The following is a 22,995-nucleotide window of genomic DNA, read 5'->3' on the forward strand; positions in this document are numbered from 1 at the left end:
AATTGTCGGGGACGACTTCGACCGAGCGAGTGATCGGTCGGTACTGGAGTCGCCGTACTGACTGGAGGAAGTTGTGGCGATCGATCTGTCCTACGCACCCGAGGTGACCGCGCTCGTCGAGAAGACCGAGGCGTTCACCCGCGAAGTCGTGCTGCCCATCGAGGACGAGCACGGCGGCGACATCACAGCGGCCGGTGGCGACACCCTGCGCGTGGAGCTGCAGAAGGCAGCCAAGGACGCCGGCGTCTTCGCCCCCCACGCACCCGTCGAGTACGGCGGACACGGCCTGAACATGACCGATCGCGCGCCCGTCTTCGAGGCTGCGGGCTATTCGCTGTTCGGTCCGACGGCCCTGAACATCGGCGCACCCGACGAAGGCAACGTCCACATGCTCGCGCACATCGCCAGCCCCGAGCAGAAGGAGCGGTTCCTCGCCCCGCTGGCGCACGGCGACATGCGGTCGGCGTTCGCCATGACCGAGCCGTCGCCCGGGGCGGGCTCCGACCCCTCGGCGCTGACCACGCGCGCCGAGAAGGTGCCGGGCGGGTGGAAGATCAACGGCCACAAGTACTTCATCACCGGTGCCGACGGCGCGGGGTTCTTCATCATCTTCGCCCGCACGTCCGGCGTGCCCGGCGACCGCGGCGGCGCCACGATGTTCCTCACGCCTGCCGACGCCGAGGGGCTGACGGTGGGTCGTCACATCGACACCCTCGACAGGGCAATGATCGGTGGGCACTGCGAGGTGTTCTTCGAGGATCTGTTCGTCCCCGACAGCGGGGTTCTCGGCGAGGTGGACCAGGGATTCGCCTACGCCCAGGTCCGGCTCGGGCCCGCGCGGATGACGCACGTCATGCGCTGGCTCGGCGCGGCGAGCCGCGGCCACGATGTCGCGGTGGCACACGTCGCGCAACGTGACGGTTTCGGAGGCAAGCTGGGCGATCTCGGCATGGTCCAGAAGATGGTCGCGGACAACGAGATCGACATCGCGGCAACCCGGGCACTGTTGACGCGGGCGTGCTGGGAACTCGATCAGGGCGGCCATGCGAGCAACTCCACGTCCATCGCGAAGACCTACGCGTCCGAGGCCATCTTCCGCATCGTCGACCGCTCCATCCAGATGTGCGGCGGTCTCGGTGTGTCCGGCGACCTGCCCCTCGCCCGGCTGTCCCGCGAGGTGCGACCGTTCCGCGTCTACGACGGACCGTCCGAGGTGCACCGCTGGGCCATCGCCAAGCGTGTCGTGGGTGCCGCGAAGAAGGCCGCACGGGAGGCAGGCGCATGAGCGAACATCGGGGGCTCGACCTCGTTGCGCTGCGGAAGTTCCTGTCCGAGTCGGACGTTCCTCTCGACGGTGAGTTGCGGGCCGACCTGATCTCAGGCGGCAAGTCCAACCTCACCTACGCCATCTTCGACGACTCCTCGCGGTGGGTGCTGCGAAGGCCGCCCACCGCGGGGCTCACACCCTCGGCGCACGACGTGGCCCGCGAGTTCCGTATCACGTCGGCGCTGCAGGGCACCGACGTCCCGGTGGCCGCCACCGTCGCGCTGTGCGAGGACGACAGTGTGATGGGCGCGCCGTTCACCGTGGTGGAACACGTGACGGGCCAGGTGATCCGGACCAAGTCGGATCTCGAGGCGCTGTCCGGCGACGACATCGACGCGTGCACCGGCGAACTGGTCCGTGTGCTCGGCGCTTTGCACAACGTCGACTACGACGCCGTCGGACTGGGCGCGCTCGGCCGCCCGGACGGCTACGTGGCCCGGCAGGTCACGTTGTGGGCGAGTCAGTGGGGGCGGGTGAAGACGACGGACTCCGCGGACGTCGACCGACTGCATGCCGCGCTGGTCGAATCGATTCCGCAGCAGTCGGAGTCGTCGATCGTGCACGGTGACTACCGCATCGACAACACCATCCTCGCGGCCGGCGACGTGAGCACCGTTGCGGCGGTCGTCGACTGGGAACTCTCGACCCTCGGCGACCCGCTCACCGACGTCGCCCTGATGTGCGTCTACCGGCATCCGGCTCTCGACCTGGTGCTCGGCGAACCGGCGGCCTGGACGAGCCCTCGACTGCCGTCTGCCGACGATCTCGCGCAGCGCTATACCGTGGCATCGGGGCGCGAACTGGTCCACTGGAACTTCTACCTGGCGCTCGCGAACTTCAAACTCGCCGTCATCGCCGAGGGCATCAACCACCGCTACCGGGTCGGCGCCACCGTCGGTGAGGGTTTCGACAAAGCGGGCGACGCGGTGCCCGAATTCATCGCGGCCGGCCTGCGCGCCTTGAAAGGACAGACCGTATGAGCCGCACCGCGCTGATCACCGGCGCCTCGCGTGGCATCGGACTGGGCATTGCCACCCGCCTCGCCGAGCAGGGGTACGGGCTGACGATCACCGCCCGCGATCGCGAGCGGCTCGAGTCGGTGGCCGCCGAACTGCGGACCGCGGGCGCGAAGGACGTCGTCGTGGTCGCAGGTGACCTCGCCGACGAGGAGTCGGCGGGACGCGTCGTCGAGGCGCACGCCGACGCCTTCGGCTCACTGAACGCACTGGTCCTCAATGCCGGGGTGGGAACCGCAGGCGCCATCGGCGAGTTTCCCATGCACCGATTCGACAAGAGCCTCGAAGTCAACCTGCGGGCGCCGTTCAGCCTGCTGCAGCAGTCGCTGCCGCTGCTCCGGACCGGTGCGGCGGAGAACCCGAGACGGGGGTCCAAGGTCGTGGCCCTGGCGTCGATCACCGGCGTGTACGCCGAAGCGGGGCTCGCCGTCTACGGGGCGACCAAGGCCGCGCTGATCTCCCTGACCGAGACGTTGAACGTGGAGGAGTCGGGCAACGGCGTCTCCGCGACCGCGCTCGCCCCGGCGTACGTCGACACCGACATGTCCGCGTGGATCCACGACACGATCCCGCCCGAGGCGATGATCGAGGTCAACGACATCGTCGAACTCGTCGACGCCCTGCTGCGGCTGTCGTCGCGTGCGGTGGTCCCGAAGATCGTCGTCGGACGCGCCGGAACAGACGGCTACCGCGCCTAGTCCTCGTCCTCCTGCGCCTCGCCCCGCTTGCGGAAGAACTTGAAACCGGGCACGCCCTGGATCGCCTGACGCACGCCCTGAACCTCCTCGAGGAGCTGGTGGATCTCCGGCGACACGGTGTCCAGGGTCGCCAGGATCGGCATCAGCCCCTCCATGCGCAGGGTCAGCTCGGGCAGGTGGTTCACCAATCCGATCGCGGCGTGAATCTCCTCCTCGGTGAGGTCGTCGACGAACCGCTGGGCCAGTGGGGCGGCCTTCGTTGCCAGCGGCTCGTACAGACCGATCAGGGTCTGCGCCGACGCGGACGTGTGCCCGGCGGTGGAGACCACGGTGGCCGCCGCCTCCGCAACCGCGTTCGCCTTCGCCACCGCGATCTCGGCGCCGTCGCTGATCGCCTCGATGCGGGAAATCAGCACCTCGACCTGGTCCAGAAGGACGCCGATCCGGCCGGGAAGGGAGACGACGAGTTCAGCGGTGTCCGCCGACCACCGGGCGATCCCGGTGAGGGTACGCACCAGGTCGCGGGTGCCGAGTTGTACGAGAGCCATCGGCCCATCCTGCCTGATGCATTTCGCACCTCACGTTTCGGTCGTGGCAGACGTCTACCTTTCAGAGACCCGCACACCTGGAAGGATTGGCACCGTGAATGCCGACCGCGCAGCACACACAGTCATCGATTCACCGATCGGCCCCCTGACGCTGGTGAGCGTCGACGGGGTGCTGAGCGGCATCTACATGGTCGAGCACCGGCATCAGCCCAATCCCGCGACGTTCGGGGAGCGTGACACCGGAGGATTCGACGTGGCCACCACCCAGCTCACCGAATACTTCGACGGCAGGCGCACCGACTTCACTGTCCCGCTCGCGGCGCGAGGCACCCCGTTCCAGCAACGGGTGTGGGACGCCCTGCGCACCATCCCGTACGGCGAGACGTGGACGTACGGTCAGCTGGCCGACTCCCTCGGCACCCCGACCGCGGTTCGCGCGGTGGCGGCGGCGAACGGCAGGAATCCGATCAGCATCATCGTTCCGTGCCACCGCGTCATCGGGAGCAACGGCAGCCTGACGGGGTACGCGGGCGGGCTCGACCGCAAACGGTTCCTGCTCGAACGCGAAGCGGAACGGGCGGGACTCCGGCTGAGCCGATGACCCTGAAGCCGTTCGAAGACATCGTGGCCGAGCACGGCCCGACGGTGCTGCGAGTCTGCCGGGCCGTGGTCGGTCCGGTGGACGCCGAGGACGCCTGGTCGGAGACGTTCATCGCCGCGATGCGGGCGTACCCCGAGCTGCGTCCGGGGAGCAACGTCGAGGCGTGGCTGGTCACGATCGCGCACCGGAAAGCGCTCGACCACATCCGCGCGCGCGACCGGCGGCCCGTCCCCACCGACGAGCTTCCCGAGCAGACCACCGACCGCGGACTTCCCGGCGTTCACGACCCCGAGTTGTGGAACGCGGTCGGCGCCCTGCCGATGAAGCAGCGGGCAGCGGTGGCGTATCACTACCTGGCCGGGCTGCCGTACGCCGAGATCGCGGTGATCCTCGGCAACTCCCCGGACGCGTCGCGGCGGGCGGCCGCCGACGGCATTGCGGCGCTACGCAAGACCCTCTCGATCTCTGTGAGTGGAGACATCACATGAACATCCCCGACATCGTCTACGCCCTGTCCACGTCGGACTCCGCGGTCGAGCAGAATCTGCGTGAGCGCCTCGCCGCCCTCGCCGCCGAAGCTGGGCTCCTCGACGTCGCGTACCGGACACTCGATACTCCTGTCGGTTCGCTCCTGCTCGCCGCCACCGATCGCGGGCTCGTGCGGGTCGCCTTCCCCAACCAGGATCACGACGCCGTACTGCAGACCCTCGCCGAGCAGATCAGCCCCCGGATCCTGCGTGCACCGGCCCGGCTCGACCGGGTGGCCCACGAGATCGACGAATACTTCCTCGGCGAGCGCACGAGCTTCGACATCCCGCTGGACTTCAGGCTGTCCAAGGGATTTCGGCTCGAGGTTCTTCACCATCTTCCCGAGATCGATTACGGGCACACCGCGAGTTACGCCGCAGTCGCGTCGGCCGCGGGCAGTCCGAAAGCAGTGCGCGCGGTCGGAACGGCCTGCGCCCTCAACCCGCTCCCGGTCGTGGTTCCCTGCCACCGGGTGGTCCGCAGCGACGGCAGCATGGGCCAGTACGCGGGTGGGCCGGAGGCCAAGTCGATACTGCTGACATTGGAGGCAGCGGCATGACTACCGTGACACAACGCGTGGACGACCTGGATTGGCAGGGTCTCCACGCCGAGACCGATGCCGCGGGATGCGCGCAATCGGAGCAGATCCTGACCGCCGAGGAGTGCGGTCGGATCGCGGACATGTACGAGGAGGTCGAGCGTTTCCGGTCCACCGTCGACATGGCCCGGCACCGCTTCGGCTCGGGACAGTACCGGTACTTCGGCTACCCGCTACCGGAGGTCGTGGCCGAACTGCGTGCCGCCTTCTACCCGAAACTGCTTCCCGTGGCTCGGGACTGGGCCGCCAAGCTGAAGCAGCCCTCGCCGTGGCCGGACACATTGGACGAATGGCTGGACATGTGCCACGACGCCGGTCAGAAACGGGCCACACCGATCCTGCTCAGCTACCGCGCGAACGACTGGAACGCCCTGCACCGCGACCTCTACGGTGACCTGGTGTTCCCGTTGCAGGTGGTGATCGGCCTCGACCGTCCGGGAGTGGACCACGAGGGCGGTGAGTTCATGCTCGTCGAGCAGCGGCCCCGCGCCCAGTCCCGGGGCACGGTGACGACGCTGCAGCAGGGGCACGCGCTGATCTTCACCACCAGGGACAGGCCCGTGCGCTCGACCCGCGGTTGGTCGACGGGACCGGTACGGCACGGTGTCAGCACCGTCCGGCGGGGCACCCGCCGGACGCTCGGCCTGGTCCTGCACGACGCCGAGTGACCGTGATGTCCGCCCTGATACCCCGCCCCCGAACCGTGGTGGCGCCCGGCGCCGTCCACGTCCCCGACTGGCTCACCCCGGCCGAGCAACGCCACCTGGTGGTCGAATGCCGGCGCTGGGCCACCGCACCGGTCCCGATGCGGGCAGCGCAACTGCCGACGGGTCACCGCATGTCGGTGCAGACGGTGTGCCTCGGCTGGCACTGGAAGCCGTATGCCTACTCGCGTACCGCCGACGACGCGGGTGGCGGCCGTGTCGCACCGGTGCCCGACTGGCTGGTCGAACTCGGCAGGCGGGCGGTGAGCGCGGCCTACGGGCAGCCGGCCGACGGGTACACACCCGATGCCGCGCTGATCAACTTCTACGACGACACCGCAAAGATGGGCATGCACCAGGACAAGGAGGAGCGGTCCGATGCGCCCGTCGTGTCGTTGAGCATCGGCGACACATGTGTGTTCCGCTTCGGCAACACCACCACCCGCACCAAGCCGTACACCGACGTCGAGTTGCTGTCGGGCGACCTCTTCGTGTTCGGCGGCGAGGCGCGCTTCGCGTATCACGGAGTGCCGAAAGTGTTTCCCGGCACGAGCGATCCGGACTGCGGACTGACGACCGGCCGGCTGAACATCACGCTGCGGATGACGGGACTCGAGGACACATGAGAGTGCACCTGCCGTACCGGGGTCCGTTCACCCATGCGCCGTTGTGGGGCGCGCTCCGCGCCCACACCGTGTCCGGGCTCGAGCGACACGACCCCGACGGAACCCACACCCGGGTGGTGAACGGTCCGCGGGGGCCCGCGCTGGTGTCCGTCGTCGTACGTCCCGCCGACGGGTACGTCGAGGCGCACCTGACACCGGCGGATCCGGGAGATGTCGAGGCGCTGACCGCCGCGGTCCGGCGCTGGCTCGACCTCGACGCGGATCCACTGCCGATCGATGCCGCATTGAGCCGTCACCCTCAACTGGCACCGCTGGTGGCACTACGACCGGGTCTGCGGCGCCTGGGGAGCGTGGACGGGTTCGAAACCGCGGTTCTGACCGTTCTGGGACAACAGGTTTCGCTGGCGGCGGCCCGGACGTTCGGCAGCCGACTCGTGCACGCGTACGGCAGGCCGGTGCACGACGGATTCTTCGCGTTCCCCGAACCGGAGACGCTCGCTGCGCTCTCACCCGAACTGTTGCGCTCGACCCTCGGCCTCACCGGCGCCCGGGCAAAGACGGTGCTCGCGCTGGCCGAGGCCGCGTCCGACGGTCTGCGCCTCGGCGCGGACACCGACCCGGCCGAGTTCCGGGCCGGTCTGCTTGCGCTCCCCGGCATCGGTCCGTGGACGGCGGACTATCTGACGGTGCGGGTGCTGGCCGACCCGGACGCGTTCACCCCCGACGACCTCGTCCTCAAACGCGCGCTGCGGGTCAGGACCGGCAGGCAGGCAGCGGAACTCGCCGAGTCGTGGCGACCGTGGCGGGCCTACGCGCTGTTCCACCTGTGGACGGCAGAAGCGTATTAGTCCTTGGCCTTCGCCAGCGCCGACGGCCACCAGATCTTCTTGCCGATGTCGTGGGAGAGCGCCGGGACGAGGATGCTGCGCACGATGATCGTGTCGAGCAGCACACCGAACGCGACCGCGAAACCGACCTCGGCGAGGAACACCAGGGGAAGCACGCCCAGCACCGCGAACGTCGCGGCGAGCACGACACCGGCCGACGTGATGACACCGCCGGTCACCGCCAATCCGCGCAGCACACCGGATTTTGTGCCGTGTTCCTCGGTTTCCTCGCGGACCCGGGTCATCAGGAAGATGTTGTAGTCGATGCCGAGCGCCACGAGGAACACGAACGCGAACAGCGGGAACGCCGGATCTGCGTTCGCGAAATGGAAGACGTGGGTGAAGAAGAGTCCGCAGACCCCGAGGGTCGCCGCGAACGACAGGACCACGGTGGCGATGAGGATGATCGGCGTGAGCAGTGCGCGGAGCAGGAGGGCGAGCACGACGAAGATGACGACGAGAACGATCGGGATGATCAGGTTGCGGTCGTGCACCGACGCCGTCTGCACATCGAGAGTGGTTGCCGTGCTGCCACCGACGAGCGCGTCGGCACCGGGCACGGCGTGCGCCGCGTCGCGCAGGCGTTTCACCGTTTCGAGGGCTTCCGGGGAGTCGTACGAGTCGGCGAGTGTCACGTTGACGACCATCTGCCCGTCGATCGGTGCGGCCGTGAGGAAGTCGGGTGCACACCCCTGCCCGGCCGCCGACGCCACCGCGGCCGGGTTCGACTTGACGAGTGCGGACAGCTTCTCGACGTCGACCTGCGGGCACACGGCGCCGGGGTCCGTCGACACCCCGTCCACACCGCTCACCGCCGCGATGACCGCATCCGTCTGATCGGCATTGGTGACGATGACGGCGGGCGCGCCTGCACCCGGATCGAATTTGGAGTCGTACAACTCCTGACCGACGACGGCGTCGGGTCGGTTGGTGAAGTTCTCCGACGACGACAGCCCGTCCGTCTTCAGACTGCCGATGCCGACGAGGAACAGCACGGCCAGCAGCACCGTCGTACCGATCCAGAGGGGGCGGTCCTTGCTTCCGACCTGGGCGGCGATCCTGCCCCACAGACCGTGCGTGGTGAGGTCCGCGGCCTCGTCCACCTTGGGTTTCCGCGGCCAGAACACCCACCGTCCCGCCGCGGACAGTGCGACGGGCAGGAACGTCATCATCACGAGGTACGTGCACGCGATGCCGATCGCGGCGACCGGCCCGAGGCTCTTGTTGGAGTTCAGTTCGGAGAACGTCAGGCACAGCAGGCCGAGGATGACGGTGACCGCCGACGCGGTGATGGCGGGGGCGGATTCCTTCCACGCCCTGACCATGGCGTCGAACCGGCCGGGGTAGAAGTGCAGTTCTTCCCGATATCGGGAGATCAGGAGCAGCGCATAGTCGGTGCCCGCACCGATCACAAGGACGAACAGGATGCCCTGACTCTGTCCGGTGAGCGTGAGCACCTCCGCCTTGGCGAGGAAGTAGATGACCATCGACGCCAGGCCGAGCGCGAGTAGCGCCGAGAAGAGCGGGAAGAACCACAGCACCGGGGAGCGGTACACCACCAGCAGGATCAAGACGACCACGAGCAGAGCGGCGCCCAGCAGTGCACCGTCGAGCCCGGCGAACGCGTCGATGAACGCCACCAGAAGCCCACCGGGACCGGCCGGAAGCACCTCGAGCGCGGCCGCCGCGTCCTTCGCTGCGGTGAGGACGTTCTCTTCGGTGGCGGCGAGCACGTCGCCGGCAACCGCGGTGCCGTCCTCCTTTGCGACGAGGGGAACGAAGACCGAGGCCGTGGTGCCGTCCTCGGAGAACTGTGGCTGGGACATCCCTTCGGCGTCGACGCCGTCTACCGCCGCGATGGCCTCACGGGCCTGGGCGACGGCAGCCTTGTCCTGCTCGGTGAGCGGAGCGTCGCTGTGGAACAGCACGAAACCGGGGATCGTTTCGACCGTGAGGAACTTGGACGATTCGTTGGTGACGATCGTCGATTCCGCTGAACTCGACAGGTAGGCGGCGTTGTCGTTCTTCTGGACCTCGGTGAGCTTTCCCTGGAACGAACCCCCGAATCCGCCCGCGAAGAAAGCGATGATCGCAATGGCCACGATGGTGAACGCAGGCCAGCGGAATCTGCGCGGCGTCTCGCCGCTGGTGCTCGAGTCCGTCGAATCCAGCTTCGTCATGGGTTCTCCTTCGCCGCCCCCGCCAGCAGTGCGTCCCAGTACACCATGTCGAGAGCGCCGGCGACACCGGAAATCCGCGCGCGTCAGGCCTCGTCGGACGTTTCGGCGTAGCAGTCCCGCACCGCCACATCCATCGGGAACCGCACCCGCGTCTCGCCGAACAGCAACCGGGTGGCTACCTCGACCGCGCCCAGCACGTGCCGCGTCGCCGACTCGGGGTCCCGGGTATGCACCATCACCTCGTCGTGCTGGAAGAAGACGAGTTCGCTGTCCGGGTCGTCGGCCAGTCGGCGCCGCAGGTCCGCGAGAACGCACAGTGCCCACTCGGATGCCGTGGCCTGCACCACGAAGTTTCGGGTGAATCGGCCGCGGGAACGCGCGTCGCCGTGCGACCAGAAATCGGGGGACGGGGGCGGGCACGCCCGGCCGAGCCACGAGTGCACGACCTCGCCGCGTTCTCCGGCGCGGGCCGCCCTTTCCACATATTCGACGGCGACCGGAAAGCGGGTGCGCAGCAGGGTGAGCAGGGAACGGGCCTCACCTGCGGTGGCGCCGTACAGGACACCGAGGATCGCGACCTTCGCCTTGCCCCGATCGCCGTCGAAGGTCTCCGCCGCGACCGGTGCGTACAGGTCGTCGGCGCCCGCGGCGGCGACCATGCGGGCGTCACCCGACATGGCGGCCAGGATGCGGGGTTCGAGTTGGCCGGCGTCGGCGATGACGAACGTGTGACCGGGGTCGGCGATCACGCTCGACCGCAGCGGTTTCGGAATCTGCAGTGCGCCGCCGCCGCGGCTCGCCCAGCGGCCGGACACCACGCCGCCGGGGACGTACACGGGCCGGAAACGGTCGTCGCGGACCCAGCTGTCCAGCCACTGCCATCCGTTAGTGCTGAACAGCTTCGACAGATCCCGGTGGCGCAGGAGCAGCGGCACCGCGGGGTGATCGACCTCGCGCAGCAGGTGCTTGCGGGTCGACGCGAGTTCGATGCCCTCACGGCGAAACGCGTCGACGACCTCGACGTGGGACGCCGGGTTGATGCGACGGCCGAATGCTGCCCCGATCTCCACGGTCACGTCCTGGATGCGCTGCGGGAGGTCGTACCCGGCCGGCCGCGGCCCGAGCGCCGCCTCGAGGAAGGTGCGATGGGTACGGCTGGAGAACGGCAGCCCGTCGAAACTCATCTCTGCGGCGGCCAGCGCTCCCGCGGATTCGGCGGCCACCAGCAGGTCGAGCCGCGCATCGTCACCGATCGTCTTCCGCTGTTCCGCGAAGTCCGCCACCACCTGCGCCGGATCCGTGGTGGGTGTGGTTTCGAACAGGCCGGGGCGTTCGTCGACGGGTTCGTCCGGCGGTGGCGCGGGAACACCGTCGCGCATGCTGAGGATGGCTTGGGTGAGCGCGAGGTCCTGGCAGCGCCGCACCCGCACCCCCGCCCGCATCAGCGCCGGGTAGACGGCCGCGGTACTCGTCCAGACCCAGCGAGGATGTTCGGTGAGCTCGATGTCGCGGACCGCCGCCACGACGTCCGAATGACGACGGGGTGACTCGACCGGAACGCCCGCAGGATCGGTGCGAACGGTCGTCGCGCCACCATCGGCGTCGGGAACCAGGACCATTCTCACGGGCCCAGTCTGCTCTGCGCCACCGACAGTCGATAATCCGCCGCCGGACGAGGGCAAACCCGCAGGTCGGCACTACACTGAAACGCAGACGCTTCTCGCCGGAAGGAGGGGCATCCGATGGCAACCATCGAAGAGTTCGAGCAGACGGTGACCGACAAGGTGATCGCCGGACTGCACGACAAATTCGCCGACTACGAGCGCCGCGGAGTCGGACTCGCCGAACTCGGCGACCCCGATCGGTTCGTCGAACGGATCCTGGCGGCGATGCCCGCCCCGCATCCCTGGTACGAACAGTTCGGCACGGCCTGGTCGTCCACGCCCGCGTGACTCACGCCCCTGCTGCGTCCACCGGTTCGGGTTCGGTCTGCGCCTTGTGGCGGCGATGCAAACCCTTGCGGTCGTAGAACCGGGTGATGACGGCACCGAAGACGAGGCCGATGACGAGGCCGGCGAGGGTCATCCACACGGCGTGGATGAGCCCTGCGTCGCCCGCGGCGCCGAAGAACATGATGGCGCGAACCCCGATATAGATCTGGTGCATCGGTTCGAACTCGCCGAGCCAGGTGTACAGCCGCGGCGCCGCCTCGAGTGGGATCGTGCCGCCCGACGAGGGCAACGCCAGGACAACGAACACCAGCAGGTTGATGAGCAGGCCCAGGTTGCCGAATGCGGCCATCACGGACATCGCCGTGATCCCGACGGCGGCGATCGCGAAGGCGCCGTACTCCCACAGGGCGAGCGGGTCGGTGATCGGCAGGCCCAGGGCAGAGCTGATCCACAGGTACAGACCCGACACGATCATCGCCAGCAGCACCATCACCGCCCACTTGATCAGCAGGGTGTTGAAACGTGAGATCGGGACCGCCTCGTTGTGCAGGTACAGCGGCCCGACCTCGGTCGGAGTGAATCCGAGCATGCCGTCGATGAGGGTGCTCGCGATGGTCGCACCGGTGAAACCGGCCAGGACGATCAGGAGCGCGTAGTAGAACGCCGCCAGGCCGAAACCGGTGCCGTCGGGCAGCGGGTTGTGGGCCACGACCCGCACGTCGATGGGGTCGTCGAGTACGAGCCGGCTGGCCCCCGACAGTTGGAGGTCGGGGGCGGTCGCCTGGAGTTGCTGCGTCACCTGGGTGGTGAGCTGCTCGCCCATCGTCTGATTGGCCTTGTCCAATGCCATCTCACCGATGTTCTGGACGAGGTTCGCGCTGATCGTGCCCGCGCGGGGGTTCGTGTAGATCGTGATCACCGGACGTTCGACGTCCCCTGGGATCACGCTCGCCTGGGCAAGGATGAAGGTGCGCTTCGTGAAGTCGCTCGGTATGACGATCGCGCCGTAGATTTCCCCGTTGTCCAGCGCGGACTGGGCCTGCGCGATCCCGATCTGCCGGAGGTCGACCTTGTTCGGATCGACACCCTCGACGAGCCCTGCGGCGATCTGGTCGCCGAAATTCTGCTGTTGCGGCGGATCGGAGTTGGGCATGGTGTCGCCCTCGTCCTGATTGACGAGGGCGATGGGGAAGTGGTTGAGATGCTTGGGGGGATTGAGCATTCCCCCCATGTACAGCGCGGCGAGCAGGGACATGACGACGGAGACGAGGAGCAGGGGAGCGATCCAGAACCGTGGTGTCCGGAGCACGCTCATCCTGCCTGCACCGCTGGTTTCGTGAGCCATGTCCCCTCGCATCCTCCCGTGTCCGGGCCGACCCTGGGATCGACCAGCCGGATCAAGAGTAGGCGGTGGAACCGTTCATCGCGCTGCCGTGACCTCGAACCAGGCGTCGAGTGTCGGCTCGCCGACGAGGTCCACGAGATCCACCTGCACGCCGTCCGCTCGCCATCGTTCGACCAGCGCCATCACGCGCACGGAGTCCATTCCCTCGTCGAGAAGGTTCGCGGAATCGTCGATCTCGGCGACCGGGACGTCGAGCACGTCGGCTACGTCGGCGCGGATTCGGTCGCGGGTCGGAACTGTGCTGGGAGCGGAACTCACTGTCATCCTCCGGTGCGTCGGTCGAACCGCGGCCCGTTGAGCCGATTCGACGACATGGGGTAGGTTGCTGGGTTAGTGAAGCCTAAGCATAGTTGCTCTCCGCGCGAACGGCGAAACGGAGAGCTGTTGCAACCGAATGTGAATGGATGACAATGGCCGGATTATCGCGATACGCAATCGACTTGACGCCTCTACGGACGAGTCGCGAGTTCCGATATATCTTCATTGCCCGCACAATCTCCATCTTCGGTCTGGGTCTGCTGCTGGTGGCGGTGCCGCTGCAGGTGTACGACATGACGAATTCCACACTGGCAGTGGGCGCGGCCAGCATCGTCGTGGGCTCGTCGGTGTTCATCGGCACCCTGTTCGGAGGCGTGATCGCCGACCGGTACGACCGCAGGCCGGTCATCTCGCTCGCCCGCGCCGCAGCGGGTGTGGCCTTCGCGATTCTCGCGGTCAACGCGTTCCTCCCCACACCCCAGTTGTGGATCATCTACCTGTGCGGCGTGATCGAGGGGCTCGCCGGCGGCATCTCCGCCACCGCGCTGATGGCGGTGATCCCGTCGCTGCTCCCCAAGGACAAGATGGCCGCCGCCGGTGCCCTGATGACCGTGATGGCCGACCTCGGCACGGTCGCGTCACCAGCCATCGGTGGTGTGATCATCGCGGCAACGTCCGTGGGCACCAACTACGTTCTGGCCGCGGTGTCCTCGGGAATCACCGCGTACTGCATCGCCAGGCTGCCGTCGCTGCCGCCGCCGGTCAAGAACACCGAGAGTCCGCTCCGGTCGATCGCCAGCGGCTTCACCTACGCCGCCAAGGACTCCGTCGTCGGCGGGACGCTGCTGGTCGGGTTCTGCGCCATGATGCTGACCGGCTGGAACGTGCTGCTGCCCGCCTACGCCAGCCAGGTCCTCCACGCCGGCCCGGCGGCGACCGGACTGCTCTACAGCGCCCCCGCGGTCGGAGCCCTCACCGGATCACTCACGAGTGGCTGGACGGGAACTGCTCGTCGCGGTGGCCTGATCGTGTTCCTCGCGGCCATGATCGCGTCGGCCGGGCTGATCGGCGTCGGAGCCGTCCCGATGATCGCGGTCACGTTCCTCGGGCTCGCCGCACACGGATTCGGCCGCGTCCTCGGTGACATCCTCCGGTACGCGGTCATCCAGACCGAGACGCCCGAGGAATACCGCGGACGCGTCGCCGGTGTGTGGGGCGCCCAGATCTCCACGGGCTCGGCTGCCGGAGCGCTCGTCGCGGGTGCCGTCGGAGCCGCGGTGGGTCCGCGTGAGGCGTTCCTGCTCTACGGGGCGGGCGGCATCGTGGTGCTCGCGGTTCTCGCGCTGACCTTGAAGGGGTTGCGCACCTACAGCAGTGCCGCTGCCGAGGAGGACGACCTCTCGGCAGCGGCACAGTGACGCTGTCAGCTGGGAACTAGCTGGCCTGAGCGTTGTTCGCGGCCTGCGACAGCTGCGGGAGCAGCTTGTCCAGCAGCCACGGCATGCTGAGCACGTTCGGTGAGCTCGACGCGAACACCAGCGGCGGATCGGTGAGGCCGACGTAGGCGTTGTCGCGCACGGCCTTCATCCCGGCGAACAGCGGGTTCGACTGGACCTCGTTCTGCAGCTCGGGCGACAGGTACCAGGCGAGCAGCACGTCCGGGTTGTACGTCGGCAGCAGTTCCAGGCTGACGGGAGCCGCGAACTTGGTCTGGTCACTGCTCTCGCGCAACTGCTGAGCAAGCGGGTCGACCGTGAAACCGAGGCTTGCCAGCATCTTCAGGCGAGGATCGGTGTCGAAGTAGAAGTTGTACGATCCCGGCTCGGTGCCGCTACCGAATGCCACCGTCTTCCCGGCGAACTCGGGGTGCTGCGACTTCGCCTGCGCGAGGGTGTCCTGAGTCTGGGTCACCAGTGCCTCGGCCTGTGCCGACCGGCCGAGGGCCTTGCCGACGGTGGTGATCTGGTCTTCCCAGCTGGTCGCCCAGCGACGCTCCGGGTACGCCACGGTGGGGGCGATGGCCGACAGCTTGTCGTACTGCTCCTGGTTCACGCCCGAGTGCACGGCCAGGATCACGTCGGGGTTGAGCGCCGCGATCTGCTCGTACGGCATCTCCTTGCTCGACGCCGTCAGCAACGTGGGTTCCGCGTTCGGATCGAGCTCTTCGAGCTTCGCCCGCGACCACGGCAGCAGGCCGTCGTCGGTTCCCGTGTCCGACTTCATGTTCTGCACGGCGACGGGCACGACGCCGAGCGACAGTGCCGCGTCCTCGCTGCCCCAGCCGAGCGTGACGACACGTTCCGGGGCCTCCGTGATCTCCGCCGTGCCGAGCGCCGACGGAATCGACACGGGGAAGGCCGATGCGTCGGCCTGTCCGGTGGCGGATCCCGCCGCGTCGGTCGAGTCGGAAGTCGACTCGCTGCAGGCACCCGCGAACAGCGCGGTTGCCGCCATCATCACGATTCCGGCTCTACGCCAGTATCTTCCGGACGTTTTCATCGATCTCCCTGTTCTTTGTTGATGGGGTTCATGCGCGAGCCGAACGAGGCGAGAGCCTCGTTCACGACGGAGCCGACTTCGCCGATCCAACGGGGCTGAGTCATGTCCTTGTGCTCGCAGTCGAGGTCGTGGTTGACGATGGTGCCGGTCAGGTAGGGCCGCCACAAGTCGTACGTCGCCGCGGTCGCAGGATTCCTGGCCGCAGTGAAGAAGAGCATGTCGGAGTCCACGACGATCTGTGAGGGTTCGGATTCGAGGCGCACGGCGTTCGCGAAGTTGTCGATCATCGCGGCCGGTGTGTGCTCGTTGATCCCGGCCAGCGCGCTGCCCTCGCCGCGCAGGATGTCGATCACCTGCTGCCGGTCGAGTCCATCCGCCAGGAGCGGTTCCGGGTCGTAGCCGACCATGTAGAGCAGCGCGGCGAGCGCGTCCTGCTCCGTCGGCATCGAGGCCCACGCGTCCGACGGGAAGGAGTCGAGCATGACGAGCATGCCCAGTTCCTCCCCCTGGTTCTGCAGCGCACCGGCGATGGCGTGCGCGACGACACCGCCCAGCGACCATCCGAGGAGGTGGTAGGGGCCCTTCGGCTGCACGGTCCGCATGTGCTCGATGTATTCGGCGGCCATGTCCTCGAGCGTTTCCGGCGGCCGCTTGGACGTCGACAGGTTGGAGGCCTGCACGCCGTACAGCGGGTAGTCGTCGTCGATGTGCCGCAGCAGGCCCGAGTAGCCCCAGCTGATTCCGCCTGCGGGGTGGAAGCAGAACACCGGTGGCTGGGACCCCTCGGTGCGGAACGGCAGCAGGACGGCCAGCGCGTCGGCGTCGTGATCGTCGTCGAGACGGCCGGCCAGCTGGGCCACCGTCGGCGCCGCGAACAGGGAGGCCACCGTCGCGCTCACGGACAGCCGCTTCGAGATCGCACTCATCAATCCGGCCGCCATCAGCGAGTGGCCACCGAGGTCGAAGAAGCTGTCGTCGATGCCGACCCGCTCGATACCGAGAGCCTCGGCGAACAACTGGCACAGCACCTCTTCGCGCGCCGTGCGCGGCCCGCGCTCGGACACCTGCAGTGACAGATGCGGAACGGGAAGCGACGACTGGTCGAGCTTCCCGTTGGGGAGGGTGGGGAACTCGTCGACGGCGATGAACGCGGCCGGGATCATGTAGTCGGGCAGCCTGCTGGCGGCACGGCGGTGTAACTGGTCGGGGTCGATCCGGCCGCCCGGCACCGACGTGGCGTACGCGACCAGCCGCTGATCGCCCGGGCGGTCCTCGCGGACCACGACGACGATGTGCTCGACGTCCGGGTCACCGGACAGCACGGCCTCGATCTCGTTGAGTTCGATGCGGAATCCGCGCACCTTGACCTGCGAGTCGGCGCGGCCGGTGAAGTAGATCTGGCCGTCGCGGCCCCACCACACCACATCCGACGTCCGGTACATGCGGCTGCCCGGCTCCGCGAACGGGTCGGCGATGAAACGTTCCGCCGTCTTGGGGCTCTGGTTGCGGTAGCCCCGGGTGACGCTGTCGCCCGCGAGATACAGCTCGCCGGACACGCCCGGAGGCACCGGCCGCAGCGCGTGGTCCAGGACGTAGGCGTGCTTGCCCGGATCGACGACGCCGATGGGGACGGGTCCTTCGTGTCCCGGTTCGACGAGGGCCAGGGTGGCGTTGACCGTGCACTCGGTGGGTCCGTACGCGTTGAACAGCCGGCGCCCCGGTGCGTACCGTTCGATCAGCTGGGGTGTGAGCTTCTCGGCGCCGAGCATGAGGTCGACGCCGTCCGGGATGGGATGTTCCGGCGGGAACGCGGCGGCGAAAGACGGTGGCACGCCAACGAAGTTCACGTCGTGTTCGTTGATGACGCGGGCGAGCGGCTCACCGGGGAAACGGTCGGCGTCCGTCGCGACCACCAGCGTTCCACCGGAGAGCACACCCCACATGATCTGCCAGAACGCGAGGTCGAAGCTGATGGACGAGAAGTGGAGCGCCCGAGTGCTCTCGTCCATGCCGATGACGTCGGACTGCAGCGACAACAGATCCGCGATGCCCAGGTGGGGGACGACGACGCCCTTGGGCACCCCCGTCGAACCGGACGTGTAGATGAGATACGCGGCGTCGTCGAGGTGCAGCGGCCTGCTCCGGTCGGCGTCCGTGGGCGTGGTGACCGGTTGGTCGGCGAGAAGCGCCTGCAGGTCCGGATCGTCCAGGTCGAGTATGGGCACGGCCGTGCCCAGCGGGGTGCGGTCGGGCACACCGACGGAGGAGGTGAGAATCGCGACCGGTGCGCCGTCGGCGAGCATGTGCGCGATCCGGTCGGCCGGGTACGTGGGGTCGACGGGCAGGTACGCGGCACCGCTCTTCAGTACGGCGAGAACACCGACGATCAGCTCGGCGGAGCGGTCGAGTGCGAGCGCGACCACGTCGCCGGGGCCGGCGCCACGCGAGATCAGCAGGTGGGCAATCCGGTTCGCCCGTTCGTCGAGCTGCCGGTACGTGAGGGAGACCGCGGGCCGCACGCTCGCGCCGACGGCGAGGGCCTCGGCGCCGGGTGTCTCCGCCACCTGCGCCGAGAAGTACTCGTCGAAGGTGCGCGCCGGGACGGAGTGCTCCGCATGGGACCATTCGCCGAGCACCCGGTCCCGCTCCTGCGGGGTCAGGATGTCGAGCCGGGCGATCCGCTGCTCGTGGTTCTCGCCGAGCCGCTCGATCACCACGCCGAGGCGGTCCGCGAAGGATTCGACGGTCGCGGCATCGAAGAGTTCGGTGGAGTACTCGAACGTCACGTCGATCCCGCCGCTGTCCGGACGTTCCTGGAAGCGCAGCGCCAGATCGAATTTCGCGGATGTCGCGTCGAGCATCCGCACGGAGGCGGTCGTCCCGTCGAATCGCTCCGCGGCGCCGTCCTGCTTCCAGTGCGAGAGCATCACCTGGAACAGGGGGTGGCGGGCCGACGACCGTGGGGGATTGACGAGTTCGACGATGCGGTTGAACGGCACGTCGGCGTGGTCGACGGCGTCGAGGTCGACGGCCTTGACCCGGTCCAGCAGTTCGTCGAACGTCGGGTCGCCCGACACGTCGGTCCGCAGGACCACCGTGTTGATGAAGCAGCCCACCATGGCGTCGAGGTCGGGGTGACTGCGACCGGCGACGGGGACGCCGAGCGCGATGTCCTCACCGGCGCCGAGCCTTTCGAGCAGCACGGCCACCGCGGCGTGGACGATCATGAAGAAGCTCGCTCGGCGCTCGGCGGCGAGCGACTCGACGGCCGCGTGCAGCGACGGCGACAGCATACGGTGGACGCTCGCGCCGCGGTTGGTGGGCAGGGCCGGTCGCGGCCGGTCGGTGCGCCAGCCCAGCTCGAGCGGCAGACCGGCGAGTTGCTCACGCCAGTAGTCGAGCTGGGCGGTCAGCAGCGGGGTCGCGTCGCCGGGTCCGGCGCCGATGCGTTCGCGTTGCCACACCGCGACGTCCGGGTACTGCAACGGCAGCGGCGTGAACTCCGGTGCCCGTCCGGCGCGGCGGGCGTTGTACGCGAAGGCGAGATCGTCGAGGAGCTTCGACTGCGACCATTCGTCGCCGATGATGTGGTGCATCAACAGGACCAGGGTGTGCTGCGGTTCGTACAGCACCGCGCGCAGCGGCGGCTGGTCGGTGAGCCCCAGCCCCACCGTCGTCATCGCTGCGATGTGTCCCTCGATGTTGCCGACGTTGTCGACACGTTCGAGCCGGACCTTCGCGTTTCCGGCGGGAAGCACGACCTGGTGGGGCACCGCATCGACGAGGGGAAACACCGTCCGCAACGACTGATGCCGGGTCACGACGTCCGCGAGCGCCGCGGACAGGGCGTCGGGTTCGAGGCCTTCCCCGAAATCGACGGCCAGCGCCAGCAGGTACGTTCCGCCGCCGGCCGCGCTGTCGAGGAACCACAGGCGTTCCTGCGCGGGCGACAACGGCACCGGCGCGCCCTCGGGGAGATCCCGCGGGGACGGCCTGCTCGCCGACACCCGCTCGCCGGCATCCTCCAGCTGCGCGGCCACGGCGGCCACGGTGGGATTCTCGAAGACCGTCGCAACCCGCAGCGGCACACCCAGTTCCGCGGTGATCGCGGACACGAGAGCAGCGGCGAGCAGAGAGTTTCCGCCGAGCGCGAAGAAGTCGTCATGGACGCCGACCTGCTCGGCGCCGAGCACCGAGGTGAACAGCGGCAGGATCCGGGCTTCGGTGTCGGTCCGCGGCGTGTCGCCGGCCTGTCCGAGCCAACGGGGGGCGGGCAGCGCATCCTTGTCGACCTTGCCGTTGTGGGTCAACGGCAATCGGTCGAGCACCACCAGTGCGGACGGAGTCATGTACCCGGGCAGGGAGCGGACCAGGTGCCCGCGTACCTCCTCCTCGACGGCGTCGTGCTCGCTGCCGGGCCGGGGAACGACGTACCCGACGATCCGCTGGTCGCCGTCGGTCTGCTCGTGCACCGTGGCCACCGCTGCCTGCACGTCGGGAACCGCAGTCATCGCCGCGCTGATTTCGCCGAGTTCGACACGGTAACCGCGCAATTGGATCTGGTCGTCGATTCGGCCGTGGTAGTGGAGAGCGCCGGTCGCGTCGTACCGTGCGAGGTCGCCGGTGCGGTACATGCGCGTCCCGCCGGGGGCGAACGGGTCGGCGACGAACCGTCCCGACGTCAGGTCGGGACGCCCGAGGTAACCCGGGGACAGTCCGGGGCCGGACACGTAGATCTCGCCGGTGACGCCGGGCGGCACCGGGCGCAGCCCCGGTCCGAGAACGTACGTGCGGAGGTCGCCGAGGGGAACGCCGATGTCGACGACGTCGGCGGCGGTGACCTGCGTGGCGGTGACGTGCACGGTGGTCTCGGTGATTCCGTACATGTTGACCAGTTCGGTTCCCGCATCCGGACCGGTCGCGGCGAACCAGGATCGCAGGACGGCGGGATCGAGAGCTTCACCGCCGAACACGACGTACCGCAGTCGTAGCCGGTCGAACGAGTCCGCGCGGACGAGAGCGTCGACGAGATGCCCGAACGCGGACGGCGTCTGGTTCAGCACCGTGACACCCTCGTCGACGAGAAGTGCGGCGAGGTCGGCCGGCGACGTCAGGGTGGCCTCGTCGACCGTGACGAGGCGGCCGCCGTGCAGCAGCGCACCCCAGATCTCCCAGACGGAGAAGTCGAACGCGTACGAGTGCAGCAGGGGCCAGCAGTCGTCCTCGGTGAACGTGAACCATTCGCGGGACACGTCGAACAGTCGCCTCACGTTACGGTGGGGAATCGGAACGCCCTTGGGGACACCGGTGGATCCGGACGTGTAGATGATGTACGCGATGTCGTCCGCGGACACTTCGTTTCCGAGTTCACCGCCGGCGGACTGTTCCGCGTCCTCCTCGATCCGGGGGAGGTCGCCGAGCAGGTCGGCGGATCCGATTCCCAGCGACGGCTGCGCATCCCGCACGATGAACCGCGCGCGTTCGGCCGGGGAGGACGGATCGATCGGCAGGTAGGTCGCGCCGCTGCGGAGAATCGCGAGGATGGCGACGATCAGGTCGGTGCCGCGGGGGAGGCTGACGGCCACGACGGTGCCGCGCCCCGCGCCCGCCGACCTCAGCTGCCGGGCCAGGTCGGCGCTGCGATTCGAGAGTTCGCGGTACGAAAGATCGTTCACCGCGACGCGGTCCGGGTGGGTGCGCGCCTGGGCGAGGAAGGCGGAGACGATGCTGTCCGGAAGCGCAACTGCCGTGCCGGTGGCCCGGTCGAGGCCGGCCGCGGACCGCCACAGGGGCAGTTCGTCGGGAGCGCAGACGTCTACCACGGAGACGGGTTCTGCTGCCACGGAGATGTTTCGGAGGTAGTGCGCGAATCGGTGTGCGTGGTCCCGGATCTCGTCGTCCGTGTAGACCTCGGGATTCCCGGCCCATTCGAGCGTGAGCTCGTCCCCGGCGCCCGAGACGGAGATCACCACATCCTCCACCGGACCGGTGGCGAGCTGATGCACCGCCCCGGACGTGGGACCGAAAGCGATTCTGGCGGCGAACGGTTTGACGTTCACCACCGCCCCGCCGGTGGCGCGGCTCCCGGCGTCGCGGACGCGCTGGAACGGTCGCGTCTCGGACAGTGCGGCAGCCACCCGGCCGATCACGTCGGCGAACGTCGGTCGTGCGTCGAGCGGAATGCGGAGCGGCACAATGTTCGTGGCCGTCACAGGCGACGTCAGCTCGATACCCTGCCGGGCCAGAACCGGCACGCGGAGCCGGACTTCTTCCGCTCCCGTGTGGGCGCCGAGGTAGGCGGCCGCGGCCGCATAGACCGCCTCGGCCCACGTCGTTGCCTGCGCGGTGGCCGCGTCACGCAGGGTCTTCGCCACCGCGGGCTCGATCGCGAGCGTGCAGCGATGCGGGTCGGGGACGGGCCGGCGCACCGTGTCGCTGAATCCGACCGGACGTGCGGCGGCATGCGGCGCGCCGCTGTCGGGGGCCGCGGCATCGAAATCCCGTGCCGCCCCGACGTGCGCCCGCAATGGTGGGAACTTTGCCGCCCGGGGTTCGGTGCCCGCGAGCCGGGCCGCGTACAGCGCCGCCACGCGGCGGGTGAGCAGCGAATACCCGTACGCGTCGAGCAGCGCGTGCGGGGCGCGGAGGTACCAGAGCGCACCGGATTCGGTCGTGATCAGGGCTGTGCGCACCAGGGGAGCCGTGTCGTAATCGAGCGGTCGGCGCACGTCCGCGCGCATCCACTCGAGAGCGGCCGCCCGGTCGAGTTCGAGACGTTCGAGCTCGGGTGCGAGGCGACGATCGTGCACCTGGACGACATCGGCCGAATCGTCACCGGGTTCGGCCTCGAAGCGGACCGAGAGCACCTCGGCCTCCACGATCACCGTGCGTACCGCCGCGGCGAGAGCTTCGATGTCGACGGGCGCCGCGACCTCGACGTATTCGGCCGTGGTGAAGGCCGACCGGGTGGGGTCGAGATGGTGCCCGGCCCACAGCTCGCGCTGGGCGGCGGTCAAGCAGACGTCGGCCGTGTCCTCCCCGGTCTGCAGGGTGGACGGCGACGATATCGAAAGGGACATCTAACAGGCACTCCTGATGCTTTCGGCTTTCGGGCTTGGGGCTTTCGGGCTTTCAGCTACTCGGCGTGTCAGGTTAGCCTAACCACATG

The 22,995-nt window shown here is 68.5% G+C and carries 18 protein-coding genes; 11 read left to right on the plus strand and 7 right to left on the minus strand.

From position 1 onward, the window contains the following. Positions 1–73 precede the first annotated feature (73 nt). Genes WKC72_RS11240 through WKC72_RS11250 form a run of 3 tightly spaced genes read left to right on the plus strand, consistent with a single transcriptional unit; the run spans position 74 to position 3,041 of the window. Positions 74–1,285 (plus strand): acyl-CoA dehydrogenase family protein, encoded by a 1,212-nt coding sequence (locus tag WKC72_RS11240; RefSeq protein ID WP_370182619.1) that lies wholly within the window; start codon positions 74–76, stop codon positions 1,283–1,285. Continuing rightward, complete coding sequence (locus tag WKC72_RS11245) at positions 1,282–2,307, plus strand: phosphotransferase family protein (RefSeq protein ID WP_037230913.1); 1,026 nt, start codon at positions 1,282–1,284, stop codon at positions 2,305–2,307. The genes WKC72_RS11240 and WKC72_RS11245 overlap by 4 nt, the downstream gene beginning before the upstream one ends. After that, complete coding sequence (locus WKC72_RS11250) at positions 2,304–3,041, plus strand: SDR family NAD(P)-dependent oxidoreductase (RefSeq protein ID WP_370182620.1); 738 nt, start codon at positions 2,304–2,306, stop codon at positions 3,039–3,041. Before WKC72_RS11245 ends, WKC72_RS11250 begins: the two co-directional genes overlap by 4 nt. Here WKC72_RS11250 and WKC72_RS11255 read toward each other — a convergent pair. Continuing rightward, on the minus strand, positions 3,038–3,589 hold the full coding sequence (locus WKC72_RS11255) for a hypothetical protein (protein ID WP_037230905.1): 552 nt from the start codon (positions 3,587–3,589) through the stop codon (positions 3,038–3,040). The genes WKC72_RS11250 and WKC72_RS11255 overlap by 4 nt on opposite strands. A gap of 94 nt (positions 3,590–3,683) precedes the next feature. Here WKC72_RS11255 and WKC72_RS11260 point away from each other — a divergent pair, with 94 nt between their 5' ends. From WKC72_RS11260 to WKC72_RS11285, 6 genes are read left to right on the plus strand one after another with little or no spacing between them, the layout of a single operon-like run. Continuing rightward, a complete protein-coding gene (locus tag WKC72_RS11260) occupies positions 3,684–4,190 on the plus strand; it encodes a methylated-DNA--[protein]-cysteine S-methyltransferase (RefSeq protein WP_037230903.1) in 507 nt (168 codons plus the stop codon). Beyond that, positions 4,187–4,678, plus strand: a complete 492-nt coding sequence (locus WKC72_RS11265) for an RNA polymerase sigma factor (RefSeq protein WP_370182622.1) — start codon at positions 4,187–4,189, stop codon at positions 4,676–4,678. The genes WKC72_RS11260 and WKC72_RS11265 overlap by 4 nt, the downstream gene beginning before the upstream one ends. Then, positions 4,675–5,277: a methylated-DNA--[protein]-cysteine S-methyltransferase gene (locus tag WKC72_RS11270; protein ID WP_112302537.1), complete on the plus strand. Its 603-nt coding sequence runs from the start codon at positions 4,675–4,677 to the stop codon at positions 5,275–5,277. The genes WKC72_RS11265 and WKC72_RS11270 overlap by 4 nt, the downstream gene beginning before the upstream one ends. Then, entirely contained in the window at positions 5,274–5,984 is a 711-nt protein-coding gene (locus WKC72_RS11275; protein WP_370182623.1) for a 2OG-Fe(II) oxygenase, read from the plus strand. Before WKC72_RS11270 ends, WKC72_RS11275 begins: the two co-directional genes overlap by 4 nt. Positions 5,985–5,989: 5 nt before the next feature. Continuing rightward, entirely contained in the window at positions 5,990–6,646 is a 657-nt protein-coding gene (locus tag WKC72_RS11280; protein ID WP_037231036.1) for an alpha-ketoglutarate-dependent dioxygenase AlkB, read from the plus strand. Beyond that, positions 6,643–7,494 (plus strand): DNA-3-methyladenine glycosylase, encoded by an 852-nt coding sequence (locus WKC72_RS11285; protein WP_370182624.1) that lies wholly within the window; start codon positions 6,643–6,645, stop codon positions 7,492–7,494. The genes WKC72_RS11280 and WKC72_RS11285 overlap by 4 nt, the downstream gene beginning before the upstream one ends. Here the strand turns inward: WKC72_RS11285 and WKC72_RS11290 are convergent. Both WKC72_RS11290 and WKC72_RS11295 read right to left on the minus strand, forming a co-directional pair. Beyond that, on the minus strand, positions 7,491–9,713 hold the full coding sequence (locus WKC72_RS11290) for an MMPL family transporter (RefSeq protein ID WP_370182625.1): 2,223 nt from the start codon (positions 9,711–9,713) through the stop codon (positions 7,491–7,493). The two genes, WKC72_RS11285 and WKC72_RS11290, sit on opposite strands and share 4 nt — an antisense overlap. 83 nt (positions 9,714–9,796) lie before the next feature. Beyond that, positions 9,797–11,332, minus strand: coding sequence for a bifunctional 3'-5' exonuclease/DNA polymerase (locus tag WKC72_RS11295; protein WP_370184332.1), 1,536 nt, complete (start codon positions 11,330–11,332; stop codon positions 9,797–9,799). Positions 11,333–11,455: 123 nt separating this feature from the next. Between WKC72_RS11295 and WKC72_RS11300 the strand changes: the two genes are divergently transcribed. After that, entirely contained in the window at positions 11,456–11,665 is a 210-nt protein-coding gene (locus WKC72_RS11300) for a hypothetical protein (RefSeq protein ID WP_128641443.1), read from the plus strand. Between the two features lies 1 nt (position 11,666). Here the strand turns inward: WKC72_RS11300 and WKC72_RS11305 are convergent, their stop codons facing one another. Next, positions 11,667–13,010 (minus strand): YhgE/Pip domain-containing protein, encoded by a 1,344-nt coding sequence (locus WKC72_RS11305; protein ID WP_112302542.1) that lies wholly within the window; start codon positions 13,008–13,010, stop codon positions 11,667–11,669. Positions 13,011–13,085: 75 nt separating this feature from the next. Further along, the gene (locus WKC72_RS11310; RefSeq protein ID WP_037230874.1) at positions 13,086–13,334 is read right to left on the minus strand and encodes a phosphopantetheine-binding protein; all 249 of its coding nucleotides are present in this window, start codon (positions 13,332–13,334) and stop codon (positions 13,086–13,088) included. A gap of 146 nt (positions 13,335–13,480) precedes the next feature. Here WKC72_RS11310 and entS point away from each other — a divergent pair, with 146 nt between their 5' ends. Further along, a complete protein-coding gene (gene entS / locus WKC72_RS11315; protein ID WP_370182627.1) occupies positions 13,481–14,746 on the plus strand; it encodes an enterobactin transporter EntS in 1,266 nt (421 codons plus the stop codon). Between the two features lie 16 nt (positions 14,747–14,762). Here entS and WKC72_RS11320 read toward each other — a convergent pair whose 3' ends face one another. Then, the gene (locus WKC72_RS11320) at positions 14,763–15,827 is read right to left on the minus strand and encodes an iron-siderophore ABC transporter substrate-binding protein (RefSeq protein WP_370182629.1); all 1,065 of its coding nucleotides are present in this window, start codon (positions 15,825–15,827) and stop codon (positions 14,763–14,765) included. Further along, positions 15,824–22,906: an amino acid adenylation domain-containing protein gene (locus WKC72_RS11325; protein ID WP_370182630.1), complete on the minus strand. Its 7,083-nt coding sequence runs from the start codon at positions 22,904–22,906 to the stop codon at positions 15,824–15,826. The genes WKC72_RS11320 and WKC72_RS11325 overlap by 4 nt, the downstream gene beginning before the upstream one ends. Between the last annotated feature and the right edge of the window lie 89 nt (positions 22,907–22,995).

The organism is Rhodococcus wratislaviensis, from assembly GCF_041228765.1.
Classification (GTDB): domain Bacteria; phylum Actinomycetota; class Actinomycetes; order Mycobacteriales; family Mycobacteriaceae; genus Rhodococcus_F; species Rhodococcus_F wratislaviensis.